Below are 21,166 nucleotides of genomic sequence, written 5' to 3' on the forward strand. Positions count from 1 at the left end.
GAATATGGAGTACATTTTGCAGGTCAAAGGTATTTCTAAAAGATTTGGTAATATTCAAGCAAATGATAATGTATGTTTGGATGTCAAAAAAGGTGAGGTACATGCCATACTTGGGGAAAATGGTGCTGGAAAGTCTACTTTAATGAATATCATCTATGGTCTTTATACTCCTGATTCTGGAGAGATATATTTTGAAGGGCAAAAACTTGAGGTCAAAGGACCTCATGAAGCAATTGAAAAAGGAATAGGAATGGTTCATCAGCATTTTATGCTAATACCTGTGTTCACCGTTGCAGAGAATATTGTTTTGGGATTTGAACCAAAAGGTTTTAGGTTTAATGTTCAAGAAGCTGAGAAGAAAATTCTTGAAATTTCGAAAAAGTATAATTTGGAAATTGACCCAAAGGCCAAGGTTGAAGATTTGAGCGTTGGTATGCAACAAAGAGTGGAGATATTGAAAGCTTTTTATAGGGATGCAAGGCTTTTGATACTTGATGAGCCAACAGCAATGCTAACACCCCAAGAGACAAGGGAGCTTTTTAAGATTATAAATAACCTCAAAGCACAGGGAATATCCATACTGTTTATAAGCCATAAGCTTGATGAGGTTATGGAAATTTCAGATAGAGTAACTGTTATGAGAAGAGGAAAGACAATAAAGACCTTGAACACCAAAGAAACAACCGAACAGGAACTTGCAAATTTGATGGTCGGTAGAGAAGTTAAACTTGTTGTTGAAAAGAGTGAACCGCGGTTAGGAGAGACTGTGTTAAAGGTTGAAAACCTTTCAGTCAAACTGAAAAACGGTGTTGAAAAGGTCAAAGATGTAAGTTTTGAAGTAAGAAGAGGAGAAATTTTTGGTATAGCAGGTGTTGATGGAAATGGTCAAAATGAGCTTGTAGAAGCTATTGTTGGACTTATTTCATCAACAGGGAAAATAATTTTCAACGGTCAAGAGATTCAAAACCTTCCCACACGCAAACGTTACGAAAAAGGAATTGCTTATATTCCAGCAGACAGGCAGCAGGACGGGCTTGTTTTGAACTTTACAGTGGCAGAAAATATTGTACTCAAAAGGTACTATAAAAAGCCATATTCTAACAGAGGATTTTTAAATTACAAGGTTATAACTCTTGAGGCTGATAAACTCATACATGAATTTGATGTGCGTCCGCCTGATTACAAGCTGTTTGCAAAGAACCTTTCAGGAGGGAATCAGCAAAAGGTAATCTTGGCAAGAGAGTTTTCAAGCAGTCCTGACCTTTTAATTGCTGTTCAGCCAACAAGAGGAATGGATGTGGGTGCGATAGAGTACATTCACAGAAAGCTCATTGAGCTAAGAAGCAGTGGTAAGGCAATACTGCTTGTTTCGTTGGAGCTTGATGAGATTTTGAATCTCTCTGACAGGATTGCTGTAATGTATTCGGGCAGAATTATGGATATTTTGGATAGTAAAATGGCAACAAAAGAAGAAATAGGACTTTTGATGATAGGCAAGAAAAAGAAGGAGGCCTAAACGGTGATGGTAAAAAAGGTTTTACAGAGCATTTTAATGCCGCTTATTGCTATTTTTGTATCCATGATTGTAGGTGGGATAGTAATATTAATCACAGCAAAACAAAATCCTATTTATGCGTACATTGCTCTTTTTAGCGGAGCATACGGGAATTTAATGAACTTTGCAACAACCCTGACAAACGCAATACCCCTCATAATAACCGGGCTCGGGGTTGCTATAGCATTTTCTTCAGGGCTTTTTAATATTGGTGCTGAAGGACAGTTTTGGATAGGCGCAATAGTTGCGACTTATCTTGGGTATCAGATAAAGGGTCTTCCATGGTATCTGCACATTCCGTTGATAATTATATGTGCTATGATAGCGGGTGCACTGTGGGGTGGAGTTGTTCCTGGTCTTGCAAAAGTTTACACTGGTGCTCATGAGGTTATCACAACTATGATGATGAGCTATATAGCTATCTATTTTAGCCACTATTTATTAGAAGGCGGGCCAATGATGGACAAAGGGACAATACCTCAATCGCCACTAATTCAAGACAGTGCAAAGCTGAGTATTTTAGTGCCAAATACACAGCTGTCAAGTGGACTTTTTATTGCAATTTTAGCAGTTGTGGTAGTTTATATTCTCATGTACAAAACAACAATAGGTTATGAACTCAGAGCAGTAGGGTTTAATATCAAAGCTGCAAAGTATGCTGGCATGAACGTCGCACAAAAACTTGTTTTGGCTATGGGGCTTTCAGGTGCATTTGCAGGTCTTGCAGGGGCTGTTCAGATAATGGGAGTGCAGCACAGGCTATATGATAGCTTTACCTCAGGATATGGTTATACTGCTATAGTTGTTGCGCTTCTTGCGAATAACAATCCAATTGGTGTTGTAATTGCAGCACTTTTCTTGGCAGGACTTTCGACAGGTGCACAGGAGATGCAGATGCAAACAAATATCTCTGGACAGCTTGCTGATGTTGTGGTGGGGCTTATAATCTTCTTCATTGCAATTGAAGAGCTTTATAGGATTATTATGGAAAAGATAAAAACCAGAAAAACAAAGTTCGAACCGGTAGGGGGTCAAGAGTAAGATGAATATACTCAGTATTTTTACAAATCCATATTTGTGGGCCTCGACCATTGCAATGGCAGTACCGCTTGCACTTCCGGCAATTGGTGGAACTTTTTCAGAACGAGCTGGCGTTGTCAATATTTCTATGGAAGGAATAATGCTAATTTCGGCATTTGTTTCTGTTGCGTTTTCGGCATACTTTCACAATGCATGGCTTGGGCTTTTAGCAGGAGTAATCTCAGGTATTTTGGTTGCATATATATTTGCATGGGCAGCTGCAAAGATGTACGCAAACCAGATAGTCCTTGGTATGGCTTTTAACATATTTGCATCTGGTATCACTGCTTACCTTTTCAATGCTATATATGGCCCGGAAGGAACACCTTTTGATACACCAAAACTTCCTGATGTTAGAATACCTGTGATAGATAGAATTCCTGTAATTGGACAGATTTTAAGCGGTCAAAACGTTATGGTTTATATAATGTTTGTTTTGATAATACTTAGCCAGTGGTTTTTGTTCAAGACAACCATAGGTTTGAGGCTTAGAGCTGTTGGCGAGAATCCGGAAGCTGCTGAGACAGCTGGTATCGATGTTGTAAAGATGAAATACTTAGGTGTTATTCTGGGTGGAGCATTTTCTGCCCTTGGCGGTGCTTATCTTTCGATTGGTGTTTTGAACAGTTTTTCACCTGAGATGTCGTCAGGAAGAGGTTATATAGCTTTAGCTGCCATGATTTTTGGGAAATGGACACCTGTAGGGTCATTTTTGGCATCACTTTTGTTTGGTTTTGCAACAGCCCTAAGCTACACTTTGCAGGAATCATCAATTTCAAAAAACATTATCATGATGTTACCGTATGTAGTAACAATTTTAGCGTTAATTGGAATAGGTGGCAAGAGCGTTGCACCTGCTGCCGACGGTATTCCTTACAGGCCTAAAAAATAAAAGAAAAGGGCGGGTGCAAGCAATGGAAAGTTTTGAATCAGTAGGATATCCCCAAAGGTATGAGCTTGTGTTAAAGAGGTTAAAGCAACTCATTGAAGAAAAATTTAAAGAAGGCGACAAGCTTCCTTCTGAACTGGAACTTGCAAAGTTTTTTGGTGTGAGCAGAGCAACACTCAGAGAAGCTTTAAGAATATTGGAAGAAGAAGGATATGTTGTAAGAAAACATGGTATTGGGACTTTTGTGTCATCACGGCCAATTTTGCAATCTGGAATGGAAGAGCTTCAGAGCATAACAAAGTTAATGGAAAAACAGGGGTACAAGCCACACACAAGGGATGTTGTTGTGACCAAAACCTATCCAAACGCAAAAGAGGCTCATATGCTCAGAATATCGCCAGCTGAAGAGATTATCAAAATAGAAAGAGTACGACTTGCGGAGAGTATTCCCGTTGTTTATTGTGTTGATAGACTTCCTGCAAAGCTATTTTCATCTGAGTTTAAATTTGTAGGAGAGTCGTTATTTGATTATTTAAATGATAAACTGGGGATATATATTGCGTACGCAATCTCTGATATCATCCCTATGCTTGCTGAGAAAAATAATGTGTATAAAAAGCTTGACCTTGAAAAGAACGATGTTGTTCTTTTGCTTGACCAGGTTCATTTTGACCAAAACGACATTCCAATTTTGTATTCTTCAAACTATTTCTCACCCAAAAAATTCAGATTCTATATCGTGAGAAAGAGGGTATAAAAAATGAAGTATTTGGACAGGGTTGATGAACAAACTGCGTATTTTTTGAACTTGGCAAAAGAAGCTCAAAAAAAGGCATATGCACCATATTCACGTTTCAGGGTGGGTGCGGCAGCTGTTGGTAGCAGTAGCAAGGTATATACAGGGTGCAACATAGAAAATGCTTCATATCCACTTTCCATGTGTGCGGAAAGAGTTGCACTATTTAAAGCGATATCAGAAGGTGAAAGTGAAATAAAAGCTCTTTATATAATTGGTCCTGAGAATGAGCCTATATCGCCGTGTGGTGCGTGCAGACAGGTGATATTTGAACTTGCAAAAAATAGCACCATTTATCTTTCGAATTTTGATATGACAAAAGTAATAGAAACTAATAGCAAAGAACTTTTGCCATATGGGTTTGACTTGAAAGAAAGATGAAAAAAAATAAGTCGGGAGGTACGTTATCCAAGGTGAAAGTAATAGTTCTTTCTCTTATCACAGGATTTATTGTCGGTGCTATATTCAGGCTTCTAAAGCTTCCAATTCCTGCCCCAAATGCGCTTGCGGGCATAATGGGTATATTTGGAATATTTTTAGGAGCTGTTTTTGTTGAGCAGATTCTAAAGCTTTTAACAAAGTAAACTAAGTGGGTGAAAAGCATGCTGGTAACAGAGATTATTAGAAAAAAAAGAGATGGAGATATCTTGAGTAAAGAAGAACTTGAATTTATTGTGAATGGGTATGTAAAAGGCGAAATTACAGACTATCAGATGTCTGCTTTCTTGATGGCTATATATTTTAGAGGAATGTCAAAAGAAGAGCTTGTAGAACTTACCATGCTCATGGCAAAATCAGGCAAGATGGTAGACCTGAGCAGTATAGAGGGTATCAAGGTTGACAAACACTCAAGTGGTGGTATTGCTGACACAACAACCTTGGTCTTAATACCACTGGCAGCATCTTGCGGTGTAAAGGTTGCAAAGATGTCAGGACGTGGACTTTCTCACACAGGTGGGACAATTGACAAGTTAGAGTCAATTCCAGGTTTTAAAACAGAGCTTTCAGAGGATGAGTTTATACAAGCTGTAAATAAAGTTGGTGCGGCAATTGTAGGGCAGTCAGAAAGCCTTGTTCCTGCAGACAAAAAGATATATGCTTTAAGAGATGTCACATGTACAGTTGAATCTATACCACTTATAGCATCTTCTATCATGAGCAAAAAGATTGCAGCTGGTAGCGACAAAATAATACTTGATGTCAAGTTTGGCAAAGGTGCTTTCATGAAAGAGTATGAAAAGGCAAAAGAGCTTGCTAATACCATGGTTGAGATTGGAACTTTGGCAGGAAGAGAAACTGTGGCATATGTTACAGATATGAACCAGCCACTTGGTCTTATGATTGGCAACGCTCTTGAGGTTATTGAAGCAATAGAGGTCTTAAAAGGCAGGGGACATGAAGATTTGAAGAATCTTTGTATTGAATTTGCATCTGAGATGATGATTATGGCTGGGGTTGAAAAGGAGAAAAAATTAGCACAAGAAAGAGCAATTGAGAGCATTGAAAAGGGATTTGCTCTTGAAAAGTTTAGAGAAATTATAAAAAACCAAGGTGGAAACCCTGAAATAGTTGACAATTATTCTTTGCTACCACAAGCCAAATATACTTATGAACTAAAATGCGATGATGATATGTATATAAAAGACATCGATGCACTCAAACTTGGGCTTTGCGCGCTAAAACTTGGAGCAGGAAGACAAAGAAAAGAAGACAAAATTGACTATGCGGTTGGAATTCAACTTTTTGGTAAAATAGGTGATAAAATAGCCAGGAATATGCCGTTTGCTAAAATCTATGCAAATGATGAAAAAAGACTTGAAGAAGCCATCTCAGATGTGAAAACTGCATTTGAGTTTTCTCGGGAACCTGTTCCAAAAAGAAAAGTAATATTTGCAAAGATAACAAAAGATGATGTTTTTGAATTTTAAATTACAGGGAGGAAGAAGAAAATATGACAAGAAAAGAGATTGCAAAGTTTATTGACCACACACTTTTGAGGTCCTCTGCAACACCTGCAGAAATAAAAAAGCTTTGTGATGAGGCACTAAAATACTCGTTTGCCTCTGTTTGTGTGAATCCTTATTATGTAAAGTTGTGTAAGGAATATTTGAAAGAGTCAAATGTCAAAGTGGCAACTGTGATAGGTTTTCCACTTGGTGCAAATACTCTTAAAACAAAAGTGTTTGAAGCAAAAGAAGCTTTTGAAAACGGTGCTGATGAGATAGATATGGTCATAAATATTGGAGCTATGCTAAGTGGTGACACAGATTATGTTTACGAAGAAATCAAGAGCATTGTTGATGTTGCAAGAGAGTATTCAAATAAAATAGTAAAGGTAATAATTGAAACATCTGAGCTTGACGATGATAAGAAGGTAGAAGCATGCAAAATTGCAGCCGCAGCAGGCGCAGATTTTGTAAAAACTTCTACGGGTTTTTCTAAAAGCGGTGCAAAGTATGAGGATATACTTCTTATGAGAAAGGCTGTCGGTAGCAAGGTCAAAATTAAAGCATCAGGGGGAATCAGAACGTTTGAAGATGCTCTTTTGATGATACAAGCGGGCGCAAGCAGAATTGGCACAAGCAGCGGTGTTGCAATTGTAAGCGGGGAATAAAAATAACCTCAAGTATTCGTTTTTGGAGGGAAGATTTTTAAAATGAGAGTTATATTAATTGTTCTTGACAGTGTGGGTGTCGGTGCGCTTGATGATGCAAATCTTTACGGCGATGAAGGGAGCAATACTCTTTCGAATACTTCTTACGCAGTTGGAGGCATTGAGCTTAAGAACTTATATAAGCTTGGGATAGGAAACATAACAAGCATAAAAGGTACACCGCCAAATCCCAACCCTATTGGAGTTTTTGGTAAAAGCAAGGAAATGTCAAAAGGAAAAGATACCATAACCGGTCACTGGGAGATAGCTGGCATTGTGTTAGAAGAACCTTTCAAGACATTTCCAAATGGTTTTCCTGAAGATTTGATTCAGGAATTTGAAAAAAGGATTGGGCGAAAAGTTCTTGGCAACAAAGTTGCATCTGGTACAGAGATAATCAAGGAGCTTGGAGAAGAGCATATAAAAACCGGCTATCCAATTGTTTATACTTCTGCTGACTCTGTATTTCAGATAGCTGCACACGAAGAGGTAATTCCGCTTGACGAGCTTTACAGGATATGCCAAATAGCAAGGCAGCTTCTTGTTGGAAAATATCTTGTTGCAAGAGTAATTGCAAGGCCATTTGTGGGGAAAGACAGGAACAGTTTTGTAAGAACTTATAACAGAAGAGACTTTGCAGTTGAGCCACCTTATAATACGCTGCTTGACAATATTAAAGAAGCAGGTTTTGAATGTGTGGGAATAGGCAAGATAGAGGATATTTTTGCTAAAAGAGGACTGACAAAGAGTATTCACACAGAAGGAAACATGGACGGGGTTGACAAGACTTTGAAGGCGATGGATGAAGTTGACAGAGGTTTAATTTTTACAAACCTTGTTGATTATGATATGCTGTATGGTCACAGAAATGACCCTCATGGTTATGCAAAGGCTTTAATAGACTTTGACACAAGGCTTCCCGAAATCATGGAAAAGCTTAAAAAAGATGACATTTTAATAATCACTGCAGACCATGGTTGTGACCCTACAACACCTTCTACAGACCATTCGCGTGAACATGTGCCAATACTTGTTTATGGTGATAATATCAAAAAAGGATATGACCTGGGAACAAGAAAAAGCTTTTCTGACATTGGTCAGACAATAGCAGAGTATTTGAATGTAAAACCTTTAAGGTTTGGAGAGAGTTTTTTAAAAGAAATTGTGATAAAATAGCTATTGAGGTGATTTTTTATGTCGTATTATGAAAGGGTAAAAGAAGCATCAGAATTTATAAAAAGTAAGATTCCAAGTGTGCCAGAGATTGCTATTGTTTTGGGAAGTGGACTTGGAGGCTTTGCGGATACAATGGAAGATAAAGTTGAAATCAAATATTCAGAGATACCTCATTTTCCTGTATCTACTGTCAAAGGACACAAAGGCAACTTAGTTTTTGGGAGAGTAAAAGGAAGAGAGGTTTTGGCATTTCAAGGAAGGTTTCATCTTTATGAAGGGTATAAGGTTGAAGAAGTTGTGTTTGGTATAAGGACAGCAGGACTTTTGGGGATAAAAAACCTGATTGTTACAAACGCGGCAGGTGGAATTTCGCCTCTGCTTTCTCCTGGAGATTTGATGGTGATAAAAGACCACATAAATCTTTCAGGCGAAAACCCCGCAATCGGGCCAGATAGCGAAAAGTTTGGTGAAAGGTTTTTTGATATGACATATGCGTATGACAGGGAGATAATTGAAAAAGCAAAAGATGTGTACAAGAAAAATGGCGTTGATTATAAAGAAGGTGTATATGCATTTTTAAAAGGTCCTTCATATGAAACACCTTCGGAAATAAGGATGCTAAAAATTCTTGGTGCTGATGCTGTTGGAATGTCAACAGTTCCAGAAGTTATTGCAGCGCGGCAGATGAACATCAAAGTTTTTGGAATTTCATGTATTACAAACATGGCAGCAGGAATTCTTGAAAAGAAACTCTCACATGAAGAGGTCATAGAAGTTTCAAAGATGGTTGAGGAAAAGTTTATAAAAATAATTAGGGATTTGATAGAGATTATTTAAAAAAGAAAAGTAAATACTTACAAATCCTACACTGCAAAGCTTTTACGCAGTGTAGGATTTTTGTTTATTATACAAAAAAAGCGGGTAAAAATAAATTTGGGATATTATTTTTTCCTGCGGGGAGGGAAAATTGCTGTATGAAAAAGGTGTTGATAGTAGATGATGCAGCATTTGTGAGGTATTCCTTGAGACAGACATTAGAAAAACATGGGTTTGAGGTTGTGGGTGAAGCGTGTGATGGGAAAAGCTGTATAAAACTTTTTCAGCAGCTTCATCCAGACATAGTGACTCTTGATATTACAATGCCAGAGATGAATGGTATAGAGGTTTTGAAAAAGATTATGGAGATTGACAAAAATGCAAAAGTTGTCATGATAACTGCCTTAGGTCAGGAAGAGAAAGTAAAAGAGGCAGTGTTAAACGGTGCGAAAGGGTTTATTGTAAAACCATACAAGGAAGAGCATCTGGTAAAAGTCTTGGCTTCTTTATAAAAAGATGAGAAGGTGAGACTGTGAATGAAGCACAAAAAGACCCTATGTTAGAAATATTTGTCAGTGAAGCAAAAGAGATAGTAAGTTCGCTTGAGAGAATTTTTATTGAACTCAAAGAGGGAAACAGAAACTTTGATGTAGCAGTGGTAGAAGCTTTGAGATTTTTCCATACATTAAAAGGTTCATCAGCGATGATGGGGTTTGAAGACATATCCAAGGTTTGTCACAGGGTTGAAGACATCTTTGTTTGTATGAGAGATGAAGGTAAACTACCAACCAGCTTAGATACCTTTATTTTAGAAATGTTAAAGTTAATAGATTTTTTAACCATCCAGATAAATCGTATAGAAAACTCACAGCAGATTCTACCTGCAGAAAATATCGAAGAGGTTTTAGAAAAGGTTGAAATGAGCTTGGCAGAAAATGATAAGGTGCAAGCTGAAAGTGAGAAAAGATATCATATAAGGTTGCTTTTTGAAGAAGGCTGGGAAATGGAGAATTTGAGGGCCTTCTTGATTGTCCAAAATTTGAAACAGTATGTGAAGGTTTTGGAATACCTGCCTTCTGATGTTGAGAGCAACATGGCATCTTCAGAAAAAATCAAAAAAGAGGGTTTTTTTATTTCAATTGAAACTCTACTTAAAAAAGAGGATGTGGTAAAACTTTTCGAAAGCTTTGCGTGGGTAAGAGATGTTAGAATTGAAGAGGTATCTGAGAAAGCTTCCTTAACCAAGGAGATAAGTTCATGGCAAAATGCCATACACTCTACCAATAAACTAATAAACGTTAATATTGAAAAAGTTGATAAACTCATAGACCTCATTGGAGAGGTTGTGATAACCTTTTCTATGATTGTTCAGCATCAAAGAATAAAAACTGATGAGAATGGCAGTTTCAAAAATTTAACTCTTCAGATGTCAAAGCTAATAAGAGAACTTCAAGAAGTTGCAATGTCAATGCGTATGCTACCGCTTTCTTCTACATTTCAAAGACTAAAGAGAACTATAATTGAGATGTCTGCAAAACTTCAGAAACCCGTTGATGTTCATATCACCGGGGAGGAGACAGAGCTTGACAAGGTTTTGATAGAACACTTAACAGACCCACTGATTCATATAGTTAGAAATGCTGTTGACCACGGGATAGAAGACAAAGAAGAAAGGTTAAAAAAAGGTAAGGGTGCAACTGGCAATGTCTATATCAGTGCTAAAAATAGCGGGTCTGAAGTAGTTATTAGCATTGAGGATGATGGCAGAGGTCTGAATAAAGAGAAAATCTTGCAAAGAGCTTTAGAAAGAGGACTTATAACATCAACTGATGATATTGAAGAAGATGAAATTTTGGAGTTAATATTTCAGCCAGGATTTTCTACAAAAGAAGAAGCGACAGAATACTCAGGAAGAGGTGTGGGGCTTGACATTGTGAAAAATAGCGTTCAAAAAATTGGCGGAAGAATTTTTGTTGAGTCTGAAAAGGACAGGGGCACAAGATTTACAGTTAGAATACCTCTCACTTTAGCAATAATTGACGGAATGCTAATTGACGTTGACGGCAATGTCTTTGTTGTACCTTTGAGCTCAATTGTAGAGACATTTAAACTTGAAAAACAGCAAATAGTATTGGAAAACGAAATTCCGTTTGTGTACAGAAGAGGCATATGTTTTAGTGTAATTGATTTGAACAAGATGTTTTATGGAAAGGACATGCTTGCCAAAGGAAGACCTTTTTATCTGGGTATACTTGTTACAAATGGTGAGAAGAATGGTGTTTTGCTTGTGGACAATATGATTTCCCAGCAACAGATAGTAATAAAAACATTGCCTGCTATTTTAAAGCAGGTAAGAGGTATTTCAGGGTGTACACTTCTTGGAAGTGGGAATATAGCATTTATTTTGGATATTGATGCCTTGCTTGAAAGGTAGGTGAGAAAAGTGCAGGAAGAATTGCTCAGCAGCAAAGTGGATGAGTTTGAAGAAGCTATGAAAGATATGTACCTTATATTCAAAGTGGATGACCAGTTCTATGGGATAGAGATTAAGTACGTCATAGAGATTATAGGTCTTTTGCCCATAACCTATGTGCCAAATCAAGAAGAATATGTTAAAGGAATAATTAATTTGAGGGGCAAAATCATTCCTGTAATTGATGCAAGAATGAGGCTTTTAAAACCTCAGAAAGAGTACAACGAAAGGACCTGTGTAATTGTCACAAGCATAGATGATTTTTTGGCTGGCATTATTGTTGACCATGTGAGCGAGGTTGCTGTGATAAATAAGGACCAAATTAGTCCTTTGCCGCAAACATATGAAAAGATAGACGAAAGGTTTTTCAGAGGTGTTGCAAACTTAAATGAAAGACTTGTACTGGTGCTTGATTGTGAAACTTTTGTCAAGCCTGATAGGATAAATCTCTAAAAAATGTAAATGAAAGGGGATAGGTGCCTTATGAAGTTCTTAAAAAATTTAAAGATTTCCTCTAAGATTTTGGCGGGGTTTGGAATTGTTTTGATTTTGATACTCTTCATGGGTACAATAGCTGTTACAAATATCAACAGAATAAACAATGCCTATACAAAGGTTTATCAGACTAATGTAAAAGCATTTATTGCAATCGGCAATGTGCTTGAAGGTTTTGAAAGACAGCGTGTTAACTATAGAAATATTTTGCTTGCGAGAAATTCTGCAGAGATGAATTCGTATCTTCAGAAGACTGATGAGATAAATAACTTTTACAAAACAAACCTTGAAGAATTTTCAAGACTGATAAATGAAGAGGACATAAAGCAAGAGTATCAGAAGTTGGTTTCTTTATTTGATGAATATGACAGGCTAACAAATCAAATAATTGAACTTGCCAAAAGTGATAAAAAAGCAGCACTGGACCTTTTATTCAAACCAAGTTCAGCCCAGCTTGTAACTGATGTTCAAAATTCAATAAATACCCTCTATGATCTTGAAAAAAAGTACATCGAAAAGTTAAACGTTCAAAATAATGCCCTTGCAAAAAGTACAGTAACATCAATGGTGATAATAATTATTCTGTGCATAGCAATTTCTCTCTTTTTGGGACTGGTTATTTCTTCTGCAATTAGCAGACCTCTTTCTAAAATGGTTTCTGCTGCCCAGAAGATTGCAGAGGGTGATTTGACCGTTGATGTTAGATACGACTCTCGGGATGAGGTTGGAACTTTGTCTGAGGCATTTTCAAAGATGATTGATTCGCTTTCTCAGCTGATTTTCTCAGTAAAATCTTCGGCAGAACAGGTTGCGCTTGGAGCAAAGCAACTTGCAGATGCAAGCCAGAGCTTGGCTCAGGGTGCAACAGACCAGGCAAGCGCAATTGAAGAGTTAAATTCCTCTGTTGAAGAAGTGTCTGCCCAGACAAAACAGAACAGCAAAAATGTTGAGGAGGCTACAAACTTTGCAAATCAGATAAAGGATGAAGCAAGAGTTGGTATGCAGCAGATGGAAGATATGATGAAAGCCATGGAAGAGATAAATATGGCATCTTCAAATATCTCAAAGATTATAAAGACCATAGACGAGATAGCTTTTCAGACAAATATATTAGCGCTTAACGCTGCGGTTGAGGCAGCACGGGCAGGAAGCTATGGAAAAGGATTTGCGGTTGTAGCCGAAGAGGTAAGGAACTTAGCAACAAGGAGCGCAAATGCTGCAAAAGAGACAAGTAGCCTCATTGAATCTACCATCAAAAAGATTGAAGTGGGAGATAGTATTGCAAAACAGACATACACCTCGTTAGATAGAATTACAAAGAATATTGATAAAATGGCCATGATTATGAATGATATAATGTATTCTTCAAAAGAACAGTCTGAAGCAATAGCACAGATTACAGAGGGAATAAACCAGGTTGCCAATGTGGTACAAAGTAATTCAGCAAACTCTCAAGAGACAGCTGCCGCTTCAGAAGAACTTTACAGCCAGGCAGATGTTCTTAAAAACCTTGTTGAAAGATTTAAAACAAGAAGCTGATAAAAATCATGAAAAGCTAATTGGGGCTGGGAAAACCAGCTCCTTTTAGTTTTGTATCGATACAGTTTTGGTTTTAAGATTTGATTTTTGAATCTTTTTGTGTAGAATTAGGCAAGTAGAAATATTTTTGAAGAGGTGATTTTATGAAAAACGGCGTGAGATTTTGGGTATTTTCTGGTGTAATAATTGCTCTTGTGTTTGTTTTGACCTTTACCATCAAGATACCGCTCATGGCAGGGTATTTTAACATTGGCGATGTTGTAATAATGCTTTCTTCTATTTTGTTCGGCAAAAGCATAGGGTTTATGGGCGGAAGTTTTGGTTCTGCCCTTGCGGATATTGCTTCTGGTTATACCATTTATGCTCCTTTTACTTTTGTTATCAAAGGACTTGAAGGTTTTATCTGTGGCCTGATTTTCGAAAAATTAGAAGGAAAGAAGAAGTGGGCATCTTTTATTATTTCGACAATGGTCAGTGGCATTTTTATGGCAGTGGGGTATTTTTTGTCAGAAGCCTCTGTGTTAAAATACCTTTCGTCAGCATTAAATATTAATAGAAACTTACAATTTGGACTTAAAGTTGCTCTTGCAAATTTGCCTTTTAATTTGCTTCAGGGTATTTTGTCTGCAATAATTTCCATAATATTAGTTGTACCTCTTCATAATAATAAATTTATCGGGAAGATGAGAACTTGAAATACTTAAAATTTCCATATATACCAGAGAGTAAAGTCGCTTGTGTTTTGCTTGACAAAAGAGCGTACGATAAGTTTATCTATACGTTAGAAGATTTGGGTATAAAAATAGTGATATGTGAAAGCTGTGATGACCTTTATCCTGCGATATCTTCTCACCCTGATATATTTTATTTTCACTATCAAGATAATTTAATCTTTGCCGCTCCCAACTCACCTAGAAAAACCACAGAGGAACTGAAAAAACTTGGATTTAATATAATATTTGGAGAGAAGGCTGTTTTTGGGAAATATCCTGAGGATGTAAAGTACAATATCGCAAAAGTTGGCACAATAGTCTTTCACAATTTTAAATTTACTGATAGAATAGTAGCAAAAAGAATAGAAGAAGATAACCTTCAAAGGATTCATATAAAACAGGGGTATGCTAAATGTTCAATCTTGATTGTAAATTCAAATGCAATTATTACCTCTGATAAAGGAATTTACAAAAAGGCAATTGAAAATGGAATAGATAGCTTACTTATATCGCCAGGCTTTATTAAATTGGAGGGGCTTAACTATGGTTTTATTGGTGGCTGTGGAGGATTGATTAGCAATAATCTTATGGCTTTTAATGGTGATATTTCAATGCATCCAGATTATTTGAGTATAAAAAATTTTCTTAAAAAGTATGATATTGAAATCTTGAATGTTGCGGGTTTGCAGCTTTCAGATATAGGTTCTATCATTCCTTTGTGTCAGGAGTAGAAAAAAGAGCATATTGAAAAAGAGCATTTGAGGGTATATTTATTATTGTGCTAAAAAGTTAAAGCTTATATTCAGGGATGTGAAGAAAATGCAAATATTGAGTTTGGGAGTGGCAGACGACCCTGTTTTTGTATATGAGAGATTAAAAAGGCAGCTGGATAGGAATGAAAATGTAAAAGGACTTTCCATTGAGCCAAATCAATGTGGCAATATCACATTTTACGGTATTTTTTTAAGCGACGATGAACTCAAAAAAAATTTCGATTTGAATTCGTATGAGAGAGTAAAATATTTTGTTGCTGATGCAATAGCAAATGTAATAATTGAGTACACCAGAGAAAAGTTTCTTTTTAAACTGATAAAAGAAGATTATTATTTTTTAGATGAAATAGAAGCAAAAAAGATATTTCAAGAAAGTCAGAAAAGATTAAATGAACTAACAAGTGCCCAGAGCTTTTCAAAGGTGAAGTTCGAAATAATAAAAAAAGTGCTTGATTTTTTAGACTCTAATTTTGAATTTAATTTTGAAGGTTTTTTGACCTTCAGATTAAAAGATTATATAAAGACAATTCAAAATATTGTGGAAGATGTTACAAATAAATACCTTCTGGAAAGGGAATACTTTCAGTTTATAAACCTTCTGAGATATTTTACAGACATTCAAGAATCAAAGATAGAACATGTAGACGTTATCCCGACTGCTAAAATGTATTTGCTCCTTGACAGAGAAGGAAATGAAATAAAAGATGAGTTTTATGAGCTTTTATCAAGAAATTTTAAATTAAATCTTTCGAAAGAAGATATACTTCTGAGCAGATTAATTTCGCTCTCCCCTCAAAATATTGTCTTTCACAAACACTACGGTACAACTATTCCTGAAGATATAATTGAAATTCTTTATCTTGTATTTGATAAAAAACTTCAATTTTGCACTTCTTGCAAGATAAAATACGTAGATAGTTTTTCGTCCAAGAGTGAGGAATAGTTCCTCACTTTTGTTTTGTCCTGTTTACTTCAATTATTTAAAGTGATATAATCTTAAAGAAGAATTGAAGGTGAAAGTCCAAAAGAGGTGTATAAAGCATATGAATGAAAAACTTAAGAATGAGATGACAGACCATCTTTTTGAAGCGATACTTGAGCTGAAGACAATAGAGGAGTGTTATAATTTTTTTGAAGATTTGTGCACAGTAAGAGAGATTCAGGAGCTTTCTCAAAGATTTGAGGTTGCAAAGCTTCTTTTTGAGGGTGCAAAATACAGTGACATTACAAAAAAAACGGGGGCATCTCCTGCTACAATTAGCAGAGTAAACAGATGTCTAAACTATGGAGCTGATGGCTACAGAACTGTGCTTTTAAGACTTAAACAAAAATCAAGATTGGATGATGAAAAGTGATAGAACTTTTTATTGCGACACCTTTAGGTACAGAGTCGGTTGCAAAGGAAGAGCTGATAAGGCTGGGGTATAAAAATTTAAAAGTTGAAAATGGAAGGATTTTTGTGTCAGCTGAGCTTGAAGACATACCCAAGCTCAATATAAATTTAAGAACGCCAAACAGAATTTTTGCTATCTTAAACAAATTCAAAGCTCAGACTTTTGATGAACTGTTTGATGGGGTATACAGCTACTCTTGGCACGAAATACTGCCAAAAGATGCGAAGATTTTGATAACTGGCAGAACAGAAAAGTCCAAGCTGTTTAGTATAAGAGCGTGCCAGTCTATAACTAAAAAAGCAATAGTTGAAAAACTAAAATCAAAATACAATGTAAACTTGCTTGAAGAAACTGGGCAGCTTTTCAAGATAGAAATTGCCATGATAAATGACTGGGCTTATCTGCTTTTTGACACAACAGGCGATTCTCTTCACAAAAGAGGTTATCGAAAACTTATTTCTAAAGCACCTTTGAAAGAAAACATAGCAGCAACCTTAATCCTGCTTACCAAATGGCAAGAGGATAGAGAAGTATTTTGGGACCCATTTTGTGGCTGCGGAACAATTGCAATTGAAGCTGCGATGATTGCCAGAAACATAGCTCCCGGCATTAACAGAACCTTTCTGGCCGAAAAAAATGGATTTATTTCACCGCAGGAATGGAAAAAATCAAGGCTTGAGGCAATTGAGAGGATTGATTATCATAAAAAGTTTGAGGTGCTATCTTCTGATATTGACGAAAGTATGGTACACATTGCAAGAGCAAACGCAAAGGAGATTGGTGTTGATAAAGACATAAGATTTTTCAGGGCAGATGCAAGAAAGATAAAAAAACCATCAGAAAAAGGCATAATTGTGACAAACCCGCCGTATGGAGAGAGAATTGACGATATGGATATATTTGAGCTTTACAGGGATTTTGGCAGATGTCTTAAAACATTTGATAACTGGCGCTTTTTTGTGTTATCTGCCTATGACAAAATTGAAAAAGCATTTGGTAGAAAAGCAGACAAAAACAGGAAACTTTATAATGGAAAGATAAAAACTTATCTTTATTTCTATTTTACGTTATGATAAAATGAGTTAAAACAAAAGTAACATAAAAAGGAGTTTGAATTTAAAATGAGCGAAAATAATATCTTAGAACTTGTAGTTTCTTCACTCAAGGCTCTCAACAGTTCAATGGAAGCTATGAATGAGAAGATAGAAGGTATTGAAAAAAGACTTGACAGTATGGAAAAAAGAATGGACAGCTTAGAAAGAAGAATGGACGGTTTAGAGAAGAGACTTACCAGCCTTGAGGTTATTGTTGCCAACATAGAAAAGGATGCTGGAGAGTTAAAAGAAAATGTTAAAGAGCTTAACCGTAGGATGAATGCTGTATATGACCAGGTTGCTTTTTTGACAGAATTTAGTACAGAGATGATAATGTTCAAAGATGAAACAAACAAGAGGTTTGAAAAGCTCACAAAGGAGCAAGAAGCTATTAAAGACTGGGCTGCCGACCAGGAAATTGAATTGAGAAAATTAAAACTTGCCCAAAATGGGTAAATGAAAAAGGGCTTGCCGTCTGAAAAAAGCATGTGTATTTTTGGCAAGCCCTGTATAGTTTTATTATTCTTTTTTCTTAAATTTTTCTAAATCCTCTTTTACAAACTTTAAGTTCAGTTTTGAAAAGTCAATCTTGTCTATCTTTATGCTTTTCACAAAATTCTCAAAGTCAGAAACTGTATAGCTATTATAATACAAAACAGGAATGGACAGGTCGATGGTGTAATAGTATTGATTGTATTTTATCATATAGATAATTCTGTTCTGAAGATTCATAAAATTAAAGTCTCTATTTGGATTTCCCTTTGCAAGTTCAGAAAGCTTAGAAATGTTATAGACATAAGTAAACTTATAAATAGAAAGATTTTTGTCAGCATACTTTAAAAGATTCATATTTACGGCTTTGCTCTTGTATTCGTTGCTTTCAACCCATGTCTGCATAGTGTTTTTTATAATTTTTTCGGCAGGGTCTACGTTTATTCCACCATTTATTGTCAAGATTGAGTATGGAGTATTGTAAAGTATCACTGTTTCAATGTCTGAAATACCTTGGGCAGATGGAATGGAGGATGATATTATCTGACTAAAGTAGCTATAGTAGTAATATGGCATGTTTGTTTTGTAATCTTTTGAAATCTTCATTTCAAATGGAGCTTTGTTGAGTTTTACAGTTTTCATGGTATTCTGTGGTTTCAAATCTCCCGACCAAAGAATAGCATCAAAGTATCTGCTTTTTGCTGGCAATACTTTAAATGAATTAATTATCCTCTCATATTTTTGCTTATCTTTGTTATATTTTTCTTCTGTAACATACAGTCTTACCACATATTTATTATTATTTGAGTCAACATAAAGTCTTTTTTCAACAAACGTCTTGTTAAGACTTTTTCTAATTCTGAGGTCATAAATTTTTGCTTTACTTGTTCCAATATTTAAACTTTTGGATGAGATGACTTTTAAAAGCTCTTTGTTGTAAAGCTCAATACTTTTTATTTCCTGAGAAACCCATTTGTCAAAACTGATATTTGAGTTTGTAACAAAACTAACAGAAAGATATTCGTCATATTCCTGCTGGCTGTCTGGAGATGCCAAGGCCAACGTATCCTGCTGCTGTTTTTGGGTTGATATTCCCATCTCCTCATCTGTGTAAAGTGGAGCAAATGATTGTGTTGATGAATTGTACTCAAGATTATAAATGTCTGTAGATTTCCAGTAAGGTGGAAGGTCAATCTGCCATCCATAACTTGTATTCTTGTGAACTCTCCACGATGTTACGTTGTCTGCTAAATCTTTTATGTTGGGATTGTTTCTGTCAAAGTTTGTTTCAAAAGAGTCAGCAATCTTGTAGAGGAGATTTTTGTGTTGTGAATAGAAGTTTAAATCCATGCTTATTGTCAGTCTGTAAATGTAGTTGTATCTCTTATTTTTGCTTAAGTATATTCGAATAAGATTGAAAGTTCCAGAACTTTCTTCTTCGTCAACAAATACATAAAAAGAGTCGGTAAAAACACTTGTGGCTTCAATATATTCTTGGCCTTGTTTGTCTTTTCCTTTTTTGAGCGAATATAGCTTTGAACCAGAATACTCGCCCGAAATCAGGTCTTGGCCATACAGCAAAATCTCATCTAATGATGTGTAGCCTTCTTTGTTTAAAATTGCCTCAACATTGATATTTGCCTTATAGCTATTGCTTGACATTGAAAAGTAACTTCCTTTTGGGTCTTTGTTTATATAGGCATCCTGTGGCATATAGATAGACCAGTTGTAAACACTGTTTCCAACCCTGTTCTTATTGACGTCATCTTTTGAAAAGACTGTATAAAAGTCAATAATACCACTGTCTTCTTGTGCAAGCGCAAAGACAGAAGAAGTCAGCACAAAAGCTACTATTGTAAAAATACAAATCACTATTTTTAACTTTCTTGACATATAACTATCACCCTTTCCATATATTTTAACTATTTGCTTGTTGGCCACTCTTTCAAAATAACTTCTTTTTCAAGAATTTTGCCATTTCTTTTGATTTTTATCTTTACCTTGTCACCAGGAAGATATTTCATAAGAGTTTGATTGTATTCTGCAATTGAGTTGATAGGATAGCTGTCGATTGCAACAAGTATATCATTTTCTTGAGCAAATCCTTTTAAAGGACTGTCAACTTTTACATCTATGATTTTGAGACCGAGGTTTGACGGAAGCCCAACGTACGAGAGCCAACTGTCTTCAAAGTCAAGACCCAAGTAACATCTTTTGATTCTACCAAACTTTTTGTAGTGGTCAAGAAAATAAAGTATATTTTCTGCAGGAATTGCAAAGTTAATTCCTTGCCAGTAATCAATCCCGAGAGTGTTTATTCCTACAAGTTTTCCTTGCATGTTAACAAGTGGGCCACCGCTGTTGCCTGGATTGATACTAGCATCTGTTTGTAAAAATGTATAGACTTCATCAACAGGTCTGTTAAGCCCACTAATTATTCCCTTTGTGACACTATTTCGCCATCCCAAAAAAAGTGGTGTACCTATCGCCAAAACTTCCTGACCTACATAAATATTTTTTGGGTTTTCAATTTCAATTGGGGTGAGATTGCTGCGGTTGACTTTCAAAATTGCAAGGTCAATTTCCTTGTCGCTGTAAAGTACAGTTGCCTTGTAAGCCTTGGCATCGTAGAAGATAACATAAGGCTGTTTTAAGTCTTCAACTACATGATTGTTTGTTAAAATTAGTCCATTTTTGTCAATTACAACGCCAGATCCGTGAGAAAGTCCAGCCGGGATTTTGCTGTAGTAAAAGTCATCTGCTTTTATCTTTTTACTGTCCCCAATGATTGCCACGACAGACTTGTTAACCTTGTCGATAACCTCACTTATAGACAGTTCTTTTTTTTGAATTATCAAGCCATTCTGGGTTTTGGTGTAGTCAAAGTTTAAAAAGTCTTTCAAAGAGTCAATATCAACATAGGTTTTCCCGTCAATCTCTTTTGGAGTCACGGTAATGCTTTGGGCAAATACAATGTTTGAAAGAATGAATATCACAATAAATCCAGCCAGCCATACCTTTGCGCTTTTTTTCATTGCAGAACCTCCCATCAAAAGAATTTGTCACCATTTAATTATAACGTATTTTGCCCAAAAATGTTATCCTGTAAAAAAGAAAAATTTTGATTACATTTTGGCACTTGATTCTTTCGTCTTTTTGTTTTATAATACTATATGTAAATAAAATACACCCCCAAGGTATAGGGGTAAGCTACTGGGGAAGGAGAAT

General features: G+C 36.1%; 22 protein-coding genes. 20 read left to right on the forward strand and 2 right to left on the reverse strand.

Annotated features, from left to right (window positions below):
- Positions 1 to 4 precede the first annotated feature (4 nt).
- The 20 genes from OTK01_RS04710 to OTK01_RS04805 all read left to right on the forward strand — a co-directional run bounded on the left by OTK01_RS04710 (position 5) and on the right by OTK01_RS04805 (position 17,902).
- Positions 5 to 1,516: an ABC transporter ATP-binding protein gene (locus OTK01_RS04710; protein ID WP_029227907.1), complete on the forward strand. Its 1,512-nt coding sequence runs from the start codon at positions 5 to 7 to the stop codon at positions 1,514 to 1,516.
- 6 nt (positions 1,517 to 1,522) lie between these two features.
- A complete protein-coding gene (locus tag OTK01_RS04715) occupies positions 1,523 to 2,596 on the forward strand; it encodes an ABC transporter permease (protein ID WP_029227906.1) in 1,074 nt (357 codons plus the stop codon).
- Position 2,597: 1 nt separating this feature from the next.
- Positions 2,598 to 3,527, forward strand: a complete 930-nt coding sequence (locus OTK01_RS04720) for an ABC transporter permease (RefSeq protein ID WP_029227905.1) — start codon at positions 2,598 to 2,600, stop codon at positions 3,525 to 3,527.
- A gap of 22 nt (positions 3,528 to 3,549) precedes the next feature.
- Entirely contained in the window at positions 3,550 to 4,281 is a 732-nt protein-coding gene (locus OTK01_RS04725; RefSeq protein WP_029227904.1) for a GntR family transcriptional regulator, read from the forward strand.
- Between the two features lie 3 nt (positions 4,282 to 4,284).
- Complete coding sequence (locus OTK01_RS04730) at positions 4,285 to 4,701, forward strand: cytidine deaminase (protein WP_029227903.1); 417 nt, start codon at positions 4,285 to 4,287, stop codon at positions 4,699 to 4,701.
- Between the two features lie 32 nt (positions 4,702 to 4,733).
- Complete coding sequence (locus OTK01_RS04735; protein ID WP_013432237.1) at positions 4,734 to 4,904, forward strand: XapX domain-containing protein; 171 nt, start codon at positions 4,734 to 4,736, stop codon at positions 4,902 to 4,904.
- Positions 4,905 to 4,922: 18 nt separating this feature from the next.
- Complete coding sequence (locus OTK01_RS04740) at positions 4,923 to 6,248, forward strand: pyrimidine-nucleoside phosphorylase (RefSeq protein ID WP_029227902.1); 1,326 nt, start codon at positions 4,923 to 4,925, stop codon at positions 6,246 to 6,248.
- Between the two features lie 23 nt (positions 6,249 to 6,271).
- Positions 6,272 to 6,934, forward strand: coding sequence for a deoxyribose-phosphate aldolase (deoC, locus tag OTK01_RS04745; protein WP_014042726.1), 663 nt, complete (start codon positions 6,272 to 6,274; stop codon positions 6,932 to 6,934).
- A 33-nt stretch (positions 6,935 to 6,967) separates the two neighbouring features.
- A complete protein-coding gene (locus tag OTK01_RS04750) occupies positions 6,968 to 8,149 on the forward strand; it encodes a phosphopentomutase (protein WP_208595879.1) in 1,182 nt (393 codons plus the stop codon).
- 18 nt (positions 8,150 to 8,167) lie between these two features.
- Positions 8,168 to 8,986: a purine-nucleoside phosphorylase gene (locus OTK01_RS04755; RefSeq protein ID WP_029227900.1), complete on the forward strand. Its 819-nt coding sequence runs from the start codon at positions 8,168 to 8,170 to the stop codon at positions 8,984 to 8,986.
- Between the two features lie 137 nt (positions 8,987 to 9,123).
- On the forward strand, positions 9,124 to 9,477 hold the full coding sequence (locus OTK01_RS04760; RefSeq protein ID WP_029227899.1) for a response regulator: 354 nt from the start codon (positions 9,124 to 9,126) through the stop codon (positions 9,475 to 9,477).
- A gap of 20 nt (positions 9,478 to 9,497) precedes the next feature.
- Positions 9,498 to 11,399: a chemotaxis protein CheA gene (locus OTK01_RS04765; protein ID WP_029227898.1), complete on the forward strand. Its 1,902-nt coding sequence runs from the start codon at positions 9,498 to 9,500 to the stop codon at positions 11,397 to 11,399.
- 9 nt (positions 11,400 to 11,408) lie between these two features.
- Positions 11,409 to 11,891 carry a chemotaxis protein CheW gene (locus tag OTK01_RS04770; RefSeq protein ID WP_013432244.1) on the forward strand — a complete coding sequence of 161 codons (483 nt, stop codon included), beginning with the start codon at positions 11,409 to 11,411 and terminating at the stop codon, positions 11,889 to 11,891.
- A 30-nt stretch (positions 11,892 to 11,921) separates the two neighbouring features.
- On the forward strand, positions 11,922 to 13,472 hold the full coding sequence (locus tag OTK01_RS04775; RefSeq protein WP_029227897.1) for a methyl-accepting chemotaxis protein: 1,551 nt from the start codon (positions 11,922 to 11,924) through the stop codon (positions 13,470 to 13,472).
- Between the two features lie 143 nt (positions 13,473 to 13,615).
- Positions 13,616 to 14,167: an ECF transporter S component gene (locus OTK01_RS04780; RefSeq protein WP_029227896.1), complete on the forward strand. Its 552-nt coding sequence runs from the start codon at positions 13,616 to 13,618 to the stop codon at positions 14,165 to 14,167.
- The gene (locus OTK01_RS04785; RefSeq protein ID WP_029227895.1) at positions 14,164 to 14,916 is read left to right on the forward strand and encodes a DUF6873 family GME fold protein; all 753 of its coding nucleotides are present in this window, start codon (positions 14,164 to 14,166) and stop codon (positions 14,914 to 14,916) included. Before OTK01_RS04780 ends, OTK01_RS04785 begins: the two co-directional genes overlap by 4 nt.
- 88 nt (positions 14,917 to 15,004) lie before the next feature.
- Positions 15,005 to 15,901 (forward strand): putative sporulation protein YtxC, encoded by an 897-nt coding sequence (gene ytxC / locus OTK01_RS04790; protein WP_013432248.1) that lies wholly within the window; start codon positions 15,005 to 15,007, stop codon positions 15,899 to 15,901.
- 100 nt (positions 15,902 to 16,001) lie between these two features.
- Positions 16,002 to 16,313, forward strand: coding sequence for a YerC/YecD family TrpR-related protein (locus OTK01_RS04795; protein ID WP_013432249.1), 312 nt, complete (start codon positions 16,002 to 16,004; stop codon positions 16,311 to 16,313).
- Positions 16,310 to 17,425, forward strand: coding sequence for a THUMP domain-containing class I SAM-dependent RNA methyltransferase (locus tag OTK01_RS04800; RefSeq protein WP_029227894.1), 1,116 nt, complete (start codon positions 16,310 to 16,312; stop codon positions 17,423 to 17,425). The genes OTK01_RS04795 and OTK01_RS04800 overlap by 4 nt, the downstream gene beginning before the upstream one ends.
- 48 nt (positions 17,426 to 17,473) lie before the next feature.
- A complete protein-coding gene (locus OTK01_RS04805; RefSeq protein ID WP_029227893.1) occupies positions 17,474 to 17,902 on the forward strand; it encodes a hypothetical protein in 429 nt (142 codons plus the stop codon).
- 63 nt (positions 17,903 to 17,965) lie between these two features.
- On the opposite strand, the gene OTK01_RS04810 is transcribed toward OTK01_RS04805, so the two are convergent.
- Both OTK01_RS04810 and OTK01_RS04815 read right to left on the reverse strand, forming a co-directional pair.
- Positions 17,966 to 19,831 carry a hypothetical protein gene (locus OTK01_RS04810; RefSeq protein ID WP_029227892.1) on the reverse strand — a complete coding sequence of 622 codons (1,866 nt, stop codon included), beginning with the start codon at positions 19,829 to 19,831 and terminating at the stop codon, positions 17,966 to 17,968.
- A 29-nt stretch (positions 19,832 to 19,860) separates the two neighbouring features.
- Positions 19,861 to 20,973: a S1C family serine protease gene (locus tag OTK01_RS04815; protein WP_029227891.1), complete on the reverse strand. Its 1,113-nt coding sequence runs from the start codon at positions 20,971 to 20,973 to the stop codon at positions 19,861 to 19,863.
- Positions 20,974 to 21,166 lie beyond the last annotated feature (193 nt).

The organism is Caldicellulosiruptor acetigenus, assembly GCF_026914305.1.
Taxonomy (GTDB): domain Bacteria; phylum Bacillota; class Thermoanaerobacteria; order Caldicellulosiruptorales; family Caldicellulosiruptoraceae; genus Caldicellulosiruptor; species Caldicellulosiruptor acetigenus.